We start from the raw sequence: 13,229 nt of genomic DNA on the forward strand, positions 1-13,229 counted from the left end.
TATTGATTATACTTCTCTGCAAAGGGATGAGAACCCTAAAGGTTCGTCGGAGCATAGTCTTCGATAGCGATCCATCGCAGTCTCGAACGAAGTGAGAGTATCCCTCTCTCTCCGTTCTGAATATACGAATAGAATCCCCTTCACATGAACCGTTGATCGGTTTGTGGTGAAGGGGATTTTTTGGTGTAGATCTTTCTTGGATGATATCAGCAACGTAACCTGCCTACAGCGAGATTCCCAAAACCTCGTATAAACCCTTCTTGCCAGCATCGGTAACTTCAACAGAGCGGCTGCCAGGCTTCTTCCGGGTCCACTCGAGCTGGGAAAGTCTGCGTTCCAATTGTTCGCCCAGCAGTCCGGATATGTGGTGACGTCGCTCGCTCCAGTCCAGACATTTGCGGGCAATAGCACGTCTTGATCCCGGTTTAACCTGAAGATCAATTCCGAATGAAGTAAACCATTGTCTTCCTTTCTCCGTAATGTAGTAATCCTTGGCCTGATCTGCTTCCGGCTCCAGTAGATATTCCTCCCGCAACAATGCATCGCACAGAGCAATTCCTAGCTTACCAGCAAGGTGTCCATAACAGGTACGAGCAAAGCTAAGATGCTGGAGCTGGTTGGACTGTTTGAGTGACCTCACCTGAACAGGAGGGGCAATACTACCCATCGTTTCGATCAGAAAGGCAATCTCCTGACCAGCCAATCGGTAGTAGCGATGCCGGCCTTGCCGTTCAACAACTAGCAGCCCGCCGTCCACAAGTTTGGCAAGGTGGTTGCTCGCGGTCTGAGGTGTGACACCAGCCATATAGGCAAGCTCGCCTGCAGGCAGGGCCTGTCCACCCAGCAGTGCTTCGAGGAAGACGGCGCGACTCGGATCCGCAATTAATGACGCGATAACAGATATATTTGGATATGCATTCATACTTCGATGATACTTGAACTGTTGGCGTATTACAATTGGGACAGGCCACCGCGGAGTTTAAACTTGCATTGGGAGGCCGAATATGTGTGACAGGAGATGGAGCAAACCAATGAATTTCGAAAATGCGACAAAACGATCTGCTGAGGAGGTAGTAACGGACCAGCATGAGACGATTAACCCAAGCATTTTATATTATGGAACACCCGTACTTCTCTTGAGCACCTTGAACGAGGATGGGTCAACGAACCTGTCGCCATTGTCCTCTTCCTGGGCGTTGGGGGATTGCCTTGTTCTCGGCCTGGGTATCCAGGGGAAAGCCTATGAGAACTTAAGAAGACATCCTGAATGTGTCATAAATTTGCCGGAAGCGTCCATGTGGAGAGCCGTCGAATCTCTGGGGCGCTATACGGGTACATATCCGGTTCCTGAGGAGAAAAGACAGATAGGCTATGAATTTTGTTCGGAGAAATTTGAAGCAGCCGGGTTAACAGCTCAGGATTCGCTTCGGGTTAAACCTCTCAGAATAGCCGAGTGTCCGCTTCAGATTGAGGCATCTGTACAGCATATCCGCACGCCGGAGCATACGCCTTTTATGGCCGTAGTTGAAGTGAAATCGCTGGAGGTACATGCACATAAGAAGCTTATATCTGGACTGAATAAAATTGATCCGGCAAAGTGGAACCCGTTAATCTATAATTTCCGCCATTATTACGGATTAGGAGAGCGACAAGGGGAGAACTTCCGCGCTGAATAGGGATCAGTGCAATCAGAAAGGATAGAAACAGACCATTTTGTAATATGGGTAATGGAAAGTAAAAAAAGTGGAGGCCGTGCAGGTCTCTTTTTTTGTGCCAACTGAAATAGAAGGAAGTTGCTGTGTGGATTATTTATTGAACAGGGAATGGGTAAATAGTAAAGAAGGATACATGTAAGCATATACATAAGCGTATTGCATCAATCCAGTAAGTGATGATCCATCTGCAAAATGCTGACATAAGAGAGGTGGCTTGAGAATGGAAATGGAATATTTGTTGCGAGTTCTCATAGCGGGGATCTGTGGGGTCCTTATCGGGTATGAACGCAAAAACCGGATGAAAGAAGCGGGAATACGCACTCATTTTGTGGTCGCTGTTGGTGCAGCGTTAATGATGATTGTCTCAAAGTATGGATTTCAGGATCAGGCAGGCTGGGCTAATCTGTCGCTTGATCCTTCCCGGATTGCAGCACAGGTGGTTAGCGGTGTGGGGTTTATTGGGGCCGGAATGATCTTCACGCAGCGCCATACCGTTCGGGGATTGACGACAGCTGCTGGTATCTGGGCAACGGCAGGCATGGGACTGGCTGTGGGTGCTGGACTCTATTGGACGGGAGCAGGTGTAACCCTTCTAATCGTGCTCGCACAGATGCTGCTGCATCGGCCGACACGTTGGCTGGTTTCCGCGAGAACAGAAACGTTAACCATTCGTCTGGAGCAGGAAGCAGACAGCCTGAAAGCCATATTGGCACTGCTGGGGCAGGAGAAGATTTCGGTCATCGGATTCAGGACGGAACAACAAACAAGCACAGGCTCGGCTCAGGAGACTGTGCTTGAATTCACTGTTCAGATGCCCGGGTCCTTCCGGGGAGAACAGTTGATTGTACTGCTGCAGGACGTGCCGCATGTGAGATCCGTCGAGTTGAAGTGAGAGATCGTGCGATTTCCTGACAGGGCCGATTTTATTGACCGCCTTCAGCAGCGATTTCGGGCTGGGAGATCGGTTTGTCGTCCAGTACAGCATGAATGGCATGGGCGACACCATGTTCTACATTGGTTAATGTTATAGCCTTGGCAAGAGCTTGAATCTCCGGTTCACCATTGCCCATGGCGATGCCGAGTCCTGCCATTTTCAACATGGAAACATCATTAAAGTTGTCGCCGATAGCTGCTGTATCTTCCATGGAGATATTGAGATGGGCAGCCAGTTTAGTGAGGGCATTACCTTTGGACACTTCGGGATGCTGCATCTCGAAGTTGTGTTCAGAGGATACCACCATTGCGACATCCGATCTGGAGGCAAAGTAGGCTCTTCCTTTCTGCAATTGATCCGGGTCGAGTGAGAAGGCCATAATGTTGTAAATGTAAGCTTCTGCAGGAATCTCCTGATGGGATTGTACGCGATGGTAGTCTTTCTTGTCGTAATGCTTCTTAACGGCGCGAATCAGGCGCTCAACGTCCTCGCCAGGACTTGTTCCCAGAATCCGGTCCATCTCGGCAAGCATCGTATCATGGCTGCTGATTGGGGCGTAAATTCCCTGCTGAGTGGACGCTTCATAATAGCAATCATGCTCTTCGAGCCACTGCATGACGGATGCCGCTGTCTCACGTTCGAGCGGGAGATGATACAGACGGTTCCCGTCAGCGTCATGAATCGTGGCCCCATTGGACCCAATGACAGGCGTGGTAATCCCGCCTTCTTGGCAAATGCCAACAACGTCCGAATAGACGCGTCCCGTTGCAATTGTAACTTTCAATCCTTCTTGCTGGGCCCGGTGAATGGCGGCTGCATTTTCCGGGCTAATCTGGCTGTCTCTGTTTAGCAGTGTTCCATCCAAATCCGTAGCAAATAATTTCATCACCTTACAACTCCTTATCTTCTGTTGGTTCAGGAATGAGAATCTCAACCTGTTGTTCTTTCAAAAAGTTACGCCATTCGTCTGATGGCCATTGGTTGGTAATCAGTACATCAATCAGTGACCAGTCGGCAAAACGGTACCCGTAACGTTTATCAAATTTGGAATGATCTGCGAGCACGAATACCTCTTTTGCAGCCTGCATCATTTTCTGCTTAATCTTGCCTTCTTCTTCGGAAGCGCTGAATCCATCCATCGTAATCCCGCCAATACCGATAAAGGCTTTATCCACGTAATAATGGGAGAGTGTTTCGATCACCGAGGCACCGTATACATAACGTTGTTCCTTGTCGACTTTGCCGCCAAGTAAACGAATATGGACAGCCGAGTGATTGGAGAGAAGATCTGCGGAATGAATGGAATTGGTGATGACCGTACATGACTTTCCATTCAGATGCTCAGCACAGGCCTGCACCGTCGTGGAAGAATCCAGAATGATGTTTTCACCTTGGCGGACCATGGCCGCAGCAAGTTTGCCTATAGCCCTTTTTTCTTCCGAAACATGGAGTAGGCGATCCTTGTATGAGATATATTCACGGGGAGGAGAGGGGAGGATGGCGCCGCCCCGTGTTCGGATAATGGCGTCCTGTTCTTCCAGCTTAATCAGATCCCTTCGAGCCGTGTCCCGCGAGACGTCAAAAAGGGTAACGATCTCGTCTGCCGAGATCCGGTTGTGTTTGCGAAGATGTTCGATAATCAGCTGCATTCGTTCTTCCTGAAACAAGCATGCCGCCTCCTTGCTAATGAGTGACCATAATACGGATAACCTAATTATAAGTATTTGCAATTTAGTTTGCAATATTTTAAGTGAACATAAGTTTTTATAAGTGTTTTGATATAACTTTAACAGGATGTAAGGATTCTGATGACATTGATATGAAATTCAGATCTCTCAAGTGGTATATGCCAGTTAAACGAGCCTATTTTCTTGAAAAATGATCTTTAAAAGAAGCGCCAGATAAAAAATAAAAAAAGTGTTGCACTATTTTTATTTAGTATGGTATACTCATTCTTGTCGCCAAGAAAGACAACTTGTTAACAAGGCCCGTTGGTCAAGGGGTTAAGACACCTCCCTTTCACGGAGGTAACAGGGGTTCGAATCCCCTACGGGTCATATCTTCACCACCTTTTTAATAAGGGAACCTCGCAAGTCATTGTTCTTAAAACAAGAGATGATATGGCACATCGGTGAAGTTACAGCAAGAGCCATTAGCTCAGTTGGTAGAGCACCTGACTTTTAATCAGGGTGTCGAAGGTTCGAGCCCTTCATGGCTCACCATTTATACATTTGAATATGCGGTCGTGGTGGAATGGCAGACACGCTATCTTGAGGGGGTAGTGGGCGTACGCCCGTGGAGGTTCGAGTCCTCTCGACCGCATTACATGTAACGTTAGGGAAATAGACTCTTATGGATATCCATAAGAGTCTATTTTTATTTTTTTTCATATAGCTATGTGAAAACCACCCATGGAAGAAGGGCTGAGGATTGATAACGGTTGTGGTATAATTGTCTATATAATGTCGCCGGAGAATTACGTTATGGTGCAAGATATGGATTTTAGATATTATGGTTGGAAGGCGGTCCTGTATGCAGTCGATATATGAGCGAATTGAACACCTGATTGCCGAGCGAGGGATGACAAAGAAAGCATTCTGTCAACAACTGAAGATCAGCACCGGGAATCTGGGTGATTGGAAACGTGGAAAGTCAATTCCGAGCACGAATAAACTGATTGAGATCGCTGCGTTTTTTGATGTGAGCCTGGACTGGCTCATGATTGGACGTCCATCCAAGGAAGCGATGGTACGGGAAAAACGGGAGGATTATTTTTTTGGCGTGTTACGGCAATTGGATTGCCAGGAGAGTGAATTATCGACCGAAGAGCAGTCTTTTATCAGCGAATATATTGAATTTACCCGTTATCGCAAGTCCAAGGAAAGTAGAAATGCTGCTGACTTTCGATATAAGGAAGATGATAAACCCGAAACGGATGAATCGATCTAATGCAAAACCTCTGAACCAACCCGGATGATTTCCGGAAATGTTCAGAGGTTTTTTTGTGTTCATGTGAGATGACTGTAGTCGTCTTCATCTTTGGCTTCATGAAATTATGATATGTGGTTCATTTGCGGAACGTAAGATTCTCGCTGCCTAACAGCTGTGGTCGAATGGTGTTCCAAATGTGCAGGCATTGTTCCTGAAGTTCCCAGGCAGCCATGCCGAGTAAACGGACACCGATTCCTCCGCTCGCGAGCAGGCTTGCACCAGCGAGCATTCGACCATCCGGAGGCAGTGCAGCCCTGATGCTTTCCAGTTCCACTGTCCCCAGCCCAGGAGCGATCATCCACAGGGCGGCAGTATGGGTGAAATCCAGCAATGCAGCTGATTTTTGCGGATCATCGCGTGCAGGTTCCATTCCGAATCGGTCCCACACAGCAAGCTGGTCCCCTTGCCATATTTCGGTTGAATTTCGATACTTGCTAAATTCAAAAGCCTCACCCCGGTGAATTCGTCCGGCTGACCAGACATCTGCATAAGCGAGAATAGCCTGTTCCTCCAGATGGAAGGTGGCGGTAAGTGAAGAAGAACTACCTTTGAATGGGATTACGCATTCCGGGAAGTATTCAAGCACAGCACCTTTCCTGATCTGGAAGTGATGGTTGACCGACGAGGGAAGTGAAGGCGTAGGGTGAAGGCGTGTCGCTGATGTGCTGCTCAGCATCACATGGGTGCCTTCGCCCAAATGCCACTCGGAATGATAATGATCCCCGTTAAGAACACCGGGAGAGACGTCAGACGTATAGAGGCATAACCCATTGCTGTTCCCCGGTGGGCGAAAGGAGCGACTGAACCGGAGAGGTGCGCTGTAATAACGATCCGTCATGATCGTACGTCCCTCTTGAAGGGCAAATGTGGCTCGAAGCTCGCTGCGTCGTATCACCGCTCCTTCAGCACGAATGCCCAACTTCGTTTCGGCTCCTTCCGATACGGGAGATGAATTAATGGCTGTGGGCTGAGCCGTGGTCATGGCTGTGTGAATGCAGATGCGCAGCGGCAGCATCGTCATCCATGTATTGGTGCTCAAGCCAGTGAATGATCTCGGATACACCTTCACCGCTCATGAGATTCGACATCACATATGGGCGACCTTCGCGTACCCGCTCGGTATCATCCTTCATCACCTGCAAACTTGCGCCAACATAAGGTGCAAGGTCTGTTTTGTTGATCAGCAGCAGGTCTGAGCGGGTAATGCCTGGACCGCCTTTGCGAGGCAGTTTTTCCCCTTGGGCAACGTCAATGATGTAGATGAACACATCTGCAAGTTCCGGGCTGAATGCAGCTGAGAGGTTATCGCCCCCGCTCTCAATGAAGATTAATTGCAGATCGGGAAAACGCTCGACCAATTCGTCTACGGCTTCAAAATTCATTGAAGCATCTTCTCGAATGGCTGTATGCGGACATCCGCCTGTTTCAACGCCAATAATGCGTTCAGGCGCAAGAGCGTTCAGGCGCAGGAGGATTTCGGCATCTTCCTTGGTATAAATATCATTCGTGATGACGGCCAGACTATAGCGAGTACGCAGCGCCTTCGACAGCTTCTCCACAAGGGCAGTTTTGCCGGAGCCTACCGGCCCTCCAATACCAATTCGCATTGGTCTGCTGCGATCAAATGCCTTACGTTCCCACTCCGGATGATGCGTATGATTAGCTCCTCCACACATAACAAATTCCTCCTTGGATTATCTGCTTATTTTAAAAAAAGAAAGTCGTAGTTTATAAATATGGGTATCAGGACATAAACAGGCGGGCAGGTAAGTTTTCGTGCCGCATGGCGTAGATTTCCTGGGCAATACCGAAACTGTGCATATCTTCGGGGTCGTCATCCCGAATTCGAATCCATTCGGAGTCGATATCATCGAGCAGCTTCTGAATGAGCATCTGTGCCTCGGTTTGCCCGATCGGCAGGAGGCGCAGTGCGCTGTTGACATAAGCGTTCAGTGAGGTATACAAATGACCGGTAACGGCCTCGTCTAATCCGATTTCCAATTGATAAAGGATATAACCGTGAATGGTAGTAATCCCGCAATAGGCACCGTGTGCCTGCACAGCTTCATCAATAAGCGAGAAGTCCATCCAAGGATAGAGAGAACGGGCAAGTTTCAGCAGTCGCTTTCCCATTTTATGGCCGCTTTCCCTGATCTCCCGGGGGGTACGCTGGGCGTGTACCCGCTTATCATAGAGAGCGAGTAGAGCGGAGTCTTGTTCCTCCATTGCTTGGTAAACGCCTTTGATAGCAAGTCCATCGAGCCGAATCAGGCTGGAGTGAAGCTGGCTGCGAATGAATTGTTCAAGCTCGGTGATTGTTCGAATGGTGCCGTCATGCGTGTATGCTTCCAGACCGAAAGAGTGGGAGAACCCGCCGATGGGCAGGGCTGAGTCGAGCAGTTGAACATATCGAAGCAGCTTCGTACCACTTTGCATCATGCCAAGCGTCCTTTCTTTGCTTCTGTCTAATTTCCCTTCCAACCCAAATCCGATATATAAAAATAATGTAAGGATATAGGTTGGACATGATTTTACACGATAACGAAGAGGGCAATAGGAACCTGAAGAAGTGAAACGTTCACTTTTATCACAGCAAGATGTCAAAACATGAAGTAACGCTGTGCCATCGGCAGCTCATCTGCGGGTTCACAGGTAAGCAGTACCCCATCGGCTCGAACCTCATACGTCTCAGGGTCCACTTCAATGTGAGGTGTCACATCGTTGTGGATCATATCCTTTTTACTCACTGAGCGGCAGCCTTTGACGGCTTCCACGCGCTTGTTTAATCCAAGCGTCTCCTTGATGCCTGCATCAGCAGCAGCTTGGGAGACGAAAGTAATGGACCCTTTGGCGATAGCTCCACCGTATGACCCGAACATCGGTCTGCCGAACACGGGCTGAGGTGTCGGGATGGAGGCGTTCGGATCACCCATCTGTGCGAAAGTAATCATACCGCCTTTAATCACCATTTCGGGCTTTACCCCAAAATAGGCTGGATTCCAGATGATCAGATCCGCTAGCTTGCCCACTTCCACAGAACCGACGATATGGCTGATGCCATGAGCAATGGCAGGGTTGATCGTGTATTTGGCGACATATCTTTTGATGCGGTCATTGTCGGAAGGGGAATCAGATTTTAATTCCAGCTTGCCGCGCTGTTTTTTCATTTTGTCTGCGGTCTGCCAGGTACGGATAATGACTTCGCCTACCCGGCCCATGGCCTGGGAGTCAGAACTGATAATGCTGAACACACCGAGATCATGCAGAATGTCTTCGGCTGCAATGGTCTCTGGGCGAATCCGGGAATCGGCAAAAGCGACATCCTCTGGAATTGCAGGATCCAAATGATGGCATACCATCAACATATCGAGGTGTTCTTCAACTGTATTCCGCGTATAAGGACGCGTGGGGTTGGTTGAAGAAGGAATCACGTACGATTCACCGGCAGCACGGATAATGTCTGGTGCGTGTCCGCCGCCTGCGCCTTCCGTATGATACGTGTGAATCGTGCGGCCGTTAATGGCGGCAAGTGTATTCTCCAGAAAACCAGTCTCATTCAGGGTATCGGTATGAATGGCCACCTGAATATCATGCTCTCCGGCAGCAGTCAGGCACGCGTCAATGGCACTTGGGGTTGTCCCCCAATCCTCGTGCAATTTCAAGCCGATGACACCAGCTTCGATCTGTTCAATGAGTGGAGCGGTGGTTGAACTATTACCCTTACCCAGATAACCGATATTCATAGGAAAGGCTTCAGCGGACTCCAGCATGCGATGAATATGCCAGGCTCCAGGTGTACAGGTGGTTGCTTTGGTGCCTGTTGCTGGTCCTGTACCTCCGCCGATCATGGTAGTTACTCCGGAAGACAGGGCAGTTTGAATCTGCTGCGGACAAATGAAATGAATGTGGGTGTCGATTCCGCCTGCAGTGACGATCATGCCTTCGCCGGCGATGATCTCGGTGGAAGCGCCAATCACAAGGAGTGGATCGACCCCGTCCATCGTATCCGGATTACCGGATTTGCCAATCGCACAGATGATTCCGTCACGGATACCTATATCTGCTTTTACAATTCCCCAATGATCGATAATGATGGCGTTAGTAATGACAGTATCCGGCGTGCCATGGCTGCGAAGAGCGGTTGCGGACTGGCCCATGCCGTCCCGAATGACTTTTCCGCCTCCGAATTTGCTCTCATCTCCGTATACCGCGTAATCATGCTCGATTTCTGCCCAGAGCTCCGTATCTGCCAGTCTTACGGCATCCCCGGTTGTTGGGCCGAACATGGAAGCGTATTGTTCACGAGACATGCGTTTCATGCTGGATCTCCTCCATCCTGTGATGGCGTGGGGGCGAAAGCCTTCAGGAAAGCTTCGAGCTTCTGCGGGTCTGGAGGATGGTCTGCCGATCCTTCCGTTAATCCGTTAAGTCCATAAATCTGCCGTTTGCCGCCAAAAGTGGTGAGTTCAACCGGCTTTTCTTCCCCGGGTTCGAAACGAACGGCGGTGCCTGCAGGGATATGCAAACGATGTCCGAACGCTGCGGTGTGGTCGAAGTCCAGAGCGGCATTTACTTCATAGAAGTGAACATGAGAACCGACCTGTACGGGGCGATCACCGCGGTTCAACACAATTAATCGTATCGTTTGGCGATCGGGATGACAGACAATCTCATCCGGTTTCAATCGATATTCGCCTGGAATCATGGCATTCTCCTGCCTTTCTCAGCGTATGGGTTCATGCACGGTAACCAACTTGGTCCCGTCAGGGAATGTAGCTTCCACCTGTACCTCGGGAATCATATCGGGGACTCCCTCCATACAATCATCCCGTGTAAGGATTGTACCGCCATATCTCATCAAATCCGCTACGCTCATTCCATCCCGCGCTCGTTCCATGAGCTCGGAGGTTAACAAAGCGATGGCTTCGGGAACATTTAGCTTCAGTCCGCGTCCTCTGCGTTCGCGGGCGAGATTGGCGGCTACGGTAATCAGCAGTTTTTCTTTTTCCTGCTCCGTCCAGTGCAAGGGCCATCCGACCTTTCCCATAAAAGTATATATCTTCATGAATCATATTATATGTTAAATATACTCACACAGGGTGACCCTTTGTCAATAAGGATTGAAACATATTAGCAGCATGCATGAAACAAGTAGGCGTAAAATAAAATTATGTAAGCATTATTGACATGAAGAGTTGGAGACTCCATAATTTGGATCAACGAACATTTCGGACTTAAATGACCTTAATGTTCGTCAATAGACTAAAAAAAGGGAGTGTAGGCTATTGAAGAAGAGGTCGGTCAGATTATGGGGAGTTTTGCTTGGGGCGGTCATTGCTTTAACGGGATGTGTGGAAGGTGGAACGCCACCTGAAGCTTCGAATTCCGGTGGAACAGGGGAAGTCGCTGCGTCCGATGAGACGATCAAGGTAGGCATTCTTCATTCCTTGAGTGGAACGATGGCAATAAGCGAGGTGTCTGTCAAGGATGCCGAGATGCTTGCGATTGAAGAGATCAATGCAGCTGGTGGTGTCCTTGGCAAACAGATTGAGCCTGTCATTGAAGATGGGGCCTCGGATTGGCCGACTTTTGCGGAAAAGGCCGGAAAGCTGCTTCAGCAGGATAAGGTGGCCGCTGTTTTTGGCGGATGGACTTCAGCGAGTCGAAAGGCGATGCTCCCGGTGTTCGAGCAGAATAAAGGGCTTTTATTTTATCCGGTGCAGTATGAAGGACTGGAGTCATCTCCCAACATTTTTTATACAGGTGCAACAACGAACCAACAAATTGTTCCTTCTGTAACGTGGTTACTGGAGAATAGGGGCAAAACATTTTATCTCCTTGGTTCGGACTATGTTTTCCCGAAAACGGCCAATCAGGTGATCAAGGCTCAATTGGCAGCTGAAGGCGGAGAGGTGGTTGGCGAGGAATACACACCGCTGGGCCATACCGATTACAGTACCATCATAAGCAAAATCAAGGCTGCGAAGCCGGATGTGGTGTATAACACGCTTAACGGGGACAGTAATGTTGCCTTTTTCAAGCAGCTGAAGGATGCTGGCATCACTTCAGAACAGATGACGACGCTGTCGGTCAGTGTGGCGGAAGAGGAAATTCGGGGCATTGGTGCGGATGTGCTGAAAGGGCACCTGGCTTCATGGAACTATTATCAGACAACAGATACTCCCGAAAACAAGACATTTGTTGAGAAATATAAAGAAAAATATGGTGCTGACCGGGTGACGGCTGACCCGATTGAGGCGGGTTACGTAGCGGTGTACCTCTGGAAGGCAGCTGTTGAAAAAGCGGGATCAACCGATGTGGAGAAGGTCAGAGAAGCAGCAAAAGGATTGGAATTTGATGCTCCCGAGGGGAAAGTAACCGTCGACGGAGAGAATCAGCATATTTACAAAACCGTCCGGATCGGAGAAGTGCAGGAAGATGGTCAATTCAAGGAATTGTGGAACTCCGGTTCTCCTGTCAAGCCTGATCCTTATTTGAAAACCTACGAATGGGGAGCTTCTCTAAGCAATCAATAAGCAAGTCGTTCATGTCCAAACTTCTGAGATTACGGATGAGGGTGGAACAGCGCACCCTTGTACAATATTACGATAAAGCGTTGATGCGTAGTCTTGGTGATGTGTTTGAATCGGAAGAGGCTTTTAGCATGTGAAAGGGTGATCGGGATGGATATGTTTGTTCTGCAAATGTTCAATGGCCTTAGCATCAGCTCGATCCTGTTATTGATTGCGCTGGGGCTCGCAGTAACGTTTGGTCTCATGAATGTCATCAACATGGCTCACGGTGAGCTGATTATGATTGGTGCATATGCAACGTATGTGACTCAAAATTTGTTTATTTCCTATGCTCCGGCAGCCTGGTTCGAAGTTTATTTTATCGTGGCATTGCCGATCGCGTTTGGTGTAGCGGCACTTATCGGCTGGCTGCTTGAAGTGATATTGATCCGGCATTTATACGGTAGACCCCTGGACAGTTTGCTGGCTACGTGGGGAGTGGGAATGATGCTGCAGCAGCTCGCGCGTACCATTTTCGGGGCGCCGAATGTAGGTGTATCCAGTCCGTCCTGGCTTAACGGCGGTCTTGCGATTTCTGACGGTATCGTATTTCCGTATAAACGGATTTTTATCATCGCACTTGTCGCAGTTGTCCTGCTATGTATGTATCTGTACATATACCGTACTTCTTCCGGACGACGGATGCGGGCTGTTATGCAGAACCGGAGCATGGCGGGCTGTCTCGGGATTTCGACCAGACGGGTAGATGGCATGACCTTTGCCATTGGTTCGGGAATTGCGGGTATCGCAGGTTGTGCTCTGACGCTCATCGGGCCGATTGGTCCGTCGCTCGGAACCTATTATATTGTAGATGCATTTATGGTTGTAGTTCTTGGCGGGGTTGGCAAACTGGTAGGAACGGTATGCGGTGCGCTCGGGATTGGCATGTTCAATACGTTGTTTGAAACCTACACATCGGCCTCCATCGGCAAAGTGCTGGTGTTTGTATGTATCGTTGCTTTTCTGCAGTGGAAGCCGCGGGGACTGGTTGCCATGCGAACCCGCAGTCTCGACTAA

Annotated in this window: 15 protein-coding genes and 3 tRNA genes; 9 read left to right on the forward strand and 9 right to left on the reverse strand. The window is 49.1% G+C overall.

The features are described 5' to 3' along the window. Nucleotides 1-223: 223 nt before the first annotated feature. The gene (locus CHI14_RS14140; protein ID WP_095289143.1) at nt 224-922 is read right to left on the reverse strand and encodes an ArsR/SmtB family transcription factor; all 699 of its coding nucleotides are present in this window, start codon (nt 920-922) and stop codon (nt 224-226) included. 109 nt (nt 923-1,031) lie between these two features. Between CHI14_RS14140 and CHI14_RS14145 the strand changes: the two genes are divergently transcribed. Continuing rightward, nucleotides 1,032-1,676 carry a flavin reductase family protein gene (locus CHI14_RS14145; protein WP_095289145.1) on the forward strand — a complete coding sequence of 215 codons (645 nt, stop codon included), beginning with the start codon at nt 1,032-1,034 and terminating at the stop codon, nt 1,674-1,676. Between the two features lie 259 nt (nt 1,677-1,935). Beyond that, nucleotides 1,936-2,607 carry an MgtC/SapB family protein gene (locus CHI14_RS14150; RefSeq protein WP_095289146.1) on the forward strand — a complete coding sequence of 224 codons (672 nt, stop codon included), beginning with the start codon at nt 1,936-1,938 and terminating at the stop codon, nt 2,605-2,607. Nucleotides 2,608-2,638: 31 nt separating this feature from the next. Here CHI14_RS14150 and CHI14_RS14155 read toward each other — a convergent pair whose 3' ends face one another. After that, nucleotides 2,639-3,535, reverse strand: a complete 897-nt coding sequence (locus tag CHI14_RS14155) for a Cof-type HAD-IIB family hydrolase (protein ID WP_095289148.1) — start codon at nt 3,533-3,535, stop codon at nt 2,639-2,641. Between the two features lie 4 nt (nt 3,536-3,539). Further along, complete coding sequence (locus CHI14_RS14160) at nt 3,540-4,316, reverse strand: DeoR/GlpR family DNA-binding transcription regulator (RefSeq protein WP_095289150.1); 777 nt, start codon at nt 4,314-4,316, stop codon at nt 3,540-3,542. 318 nt (nt 4,317-4,634) lie between these two features. Here CHI14_RS14160 and CHI14_RS14165 point away from each other — a divergent pair. From CHI14_RS14165 to CHI14_RS14180, 4 genes are all read left to right on the forward strand, one after another. Then, a tRNA-Glu gene (locus CHI14_RS14165) sits at nt 4,635-4,706 on the forward strand. 89 nt (nt 4,707-4,795) lie between these two features. Further along, nucleotides 4,796-4,871: transfer RNA gene (locus CHI14_RS14170), tRNA-Lys, on the forward strand. 17 nt (nt 4,872-4,888) lie between these two features. Beyond that, nucleotides 4,889-4,971 (forward strand) — tRNA-Leu (locus CHI14_RS14175). Nucleotides 4,972-5,181: 210 nt separating this feature from the next. Next, a complete protein-coding gene (locus tag CHI14_RS14180) occupies nt 5,182-5,598 on the forward strand; it encodes a helix-turn-helix domain-containing protein (RefSeq protein WP_095289152.1) in 417 nt (138 codons plus the stop codon). 118 nt (nt 5,599-5,716) lie between these two features. On the opposite strand, the gene CHI14_RS14185 is transcribed toward CHI14_RS14180, so the two are convergent. From CHI14_RS14185 to CHI14_RS14210, 6 genes are all read right to left on the reverse strand, one after another. Further along, on the reverse strand, nt 5,717-6,679 hold the full coding sequence (locus CHI14_RS14185) for an urease accessory protein UreD (RefSeq protein WP_141236679.1): 963 nt from the start codon (nt 6,677-6,679) through the stop codon (nt 5,717-5,719). Next, on the reverse strand, nt 6,594-7,316 hold the full coding sequence (ureG, locus tag CHI14_RS14190; RefSeq protein ID WP_095289155.1) for an urease accessory protein UreG: 723 nt from the start codon (nt 7,314-7,316) through the stop codon (nt 6,594-6,596). The genes CHI14_RS14185 and ureG overlap by 86 nt, the downstream gene beginning before the upstream one ends. Before the next feature lie 67 nt (nt 7,317-7,383). After that, entirely contained in the window at nt 7,384-8,079 is a 696-nt protein-coding gene (locus CHI14_RS14195; RefSeq protein ID WP_095289157.1) for an urease accessory protein UreF, read from the reverse strand. Nucleotides 8,080-8,240: 161 nt separating this feature from the next. Then, nucleotides 8,241-9,959 (reverse strand): urease subunit alpha, encoded by a 1,719-nt coding sequence (ureC, locus tag CHI14_RS14200; protein WP_095289158.1) that lies wholly within the window; start codon nt 9,957-9,959, stop codon nt 8,241-8,243. Then, nucleotides 9,956-10,345 (reverse strand): urease subunit beta, encoded by a 390-nt coding sequence (locus tag CHI14_RS14205; protein ID WP_095289161.1) that lies wholly within the window; start codon nt 10,343-10,345, stop codon nt 9,956-9,958. The genes ureC and CHI14_RS14205 overlap by 4 nt, the downstream gene beginning before the upstream one ends. A gap of 18 nt (nt 10,346-10,363) precedes the next feature. Continuing rightward, nucleotides 10,364-10,687: an urease subunit gamma gene (locus CHI14_RS14210; protein WP_371859961.1), complete on the reverse strand. Its 324-nt coding sequence runs from the start codon at nt 10,685-10,687 to the stop codon at nt 10,364-10,366. A gap of 238 nt (nt 10,688-10,925) precedes the next feature. Here CHI14_RS14210 and urtA point away from each other — a divergent pair, with 238 nt between their 5' ends. Genes urtA through urtB form a run of 3 tightly spaced genes read left to right on the forward strand, consistent with a single transcriptional unit; the run spans nt 10,926 to nt 13,229 of the window. Continuing rightward, entirely contained in the window at nt 10,926-12,176 is a 1,251-nt protein-coding gene (urtA, locus tag CHI14_RS14215) for an urea ABC transporter substrate-binding protein (protein ID WP_095289163.1), read from the forward strand. Between the two features lie 11 nt (nt 12,177-12,187). Beyond that, nucleotides 12,188-12,310 (forward strand): hypothetical protein, encoded by a 123-nt coding sequence (locus tag CHI14_RS30660; protein ID WP_283163823.1) that lies wholly within the window; start codon nt 12,188-12,190, stop codon nt 12,308-12,310. A gap of 13 nt (nt 12,311-12,323) precedes the next feature. Next, nucleotides 12,324-13,229 carry an urea ABC transporter permease subunit UrtB gene (urtB, locus tag CHI14_RS14220; RefSeq protein ID WP_095289165.1) on the forward strand — a complete coding sequence of 302 codons (906 nt, stop codon included), beginning with the start codon at nt 12,324-12,326 and terminating at the stop codon, nt 13,227-13,229.

The organism is Paenibacillus sp. 7516, from assembly GCF_002272715.1.
Taxonomy (GTDB): Bacteria; Bacillota; Bacilli; order Paenibacillales; family Paenibacillaceae; genus Paenibacillus; species Paenibacillus illinoisensis_A.

Coding starts and splice junctions, on each gene's coding strand:
- CHI14_RS14140 (WP_095289143.1), bottom strand. CDS start 922: ATGAATGCATATCCAAATATATCTGTTATCGCGTCATTAATTGCGGAT.
- CHI14_RS14145 (WP_095289145.1), top strand. CDS start 1,032: ATGAATTTCGAAAATGCGACAAAACGATCTGCTGAGGAGGTAGTAACG.
- CHI14_RS14150 (WP_095289146.1), top strand. CDS start 1,936: ATGGAAATGGAATATTTGTTGCGAGTTCTCATAGCGGGGATCTGTGGG.
- CHI14_RS14155 (WP_095289148.1), bottom strand. CDS start 3,535: ATGAAATTATTTGCTACGGATTTGGATGGAACACTGCTAAACAGAGAC.
- CHI14_RS14180 (WP_095289152.1), top strand. CDS start 5,182: ATGCAGTCGATATATGAGCGAATTGAACACCTGATTGCCGAGCGAGGG.
- ureG (WP_095289155.1), bottom strand. CDS start 7,316: ATGTGTGGAGGAGCTAATCATACGCATCATCCGGAGTGGGAACGTAAG.
- CHI14_RS14195 (WP_095289157.1), bottom strand. CDS start 8,079: ATGATGCAAAGTGGTACGAAGCTGCTTCGATATGTTCAACTGCTCGAC.
- ureC (WP_095289158.1), bottom strand. CDS start 9,959: ATGAAACGCATGTCTCGTGAACAATACGCTTCCATGTTCGGCCCAACA.
- CHI14_RS14205 (WP_095289161.1), bottom strand. CDS start 10,345: ATGATTCCAGGCGAATATCGATTGAAACCGGATGAGATTGTCTGTCAT.
- CHI14_RS14210 (WP_371859961.1), bottom strand. CDS start 10,687: ATGGGAAAGGTCGGATGGCCCTTGCACTGGACGGAGCAGGAAAAAGAA.
- CHI14_RS30660 (WP_283163823.1), top strand. CDS start 12,188: ATGTCCAAACTTCTGAGATTACGGATGAGGGTGGAACAGCGCACCCTT.
- urtB (WP_095289165.1), top strand. CDS start 12,324: ATGGATATGTTTGTTCTGCAAATGTTCAATGGCCTTAGCATCAGCTCG.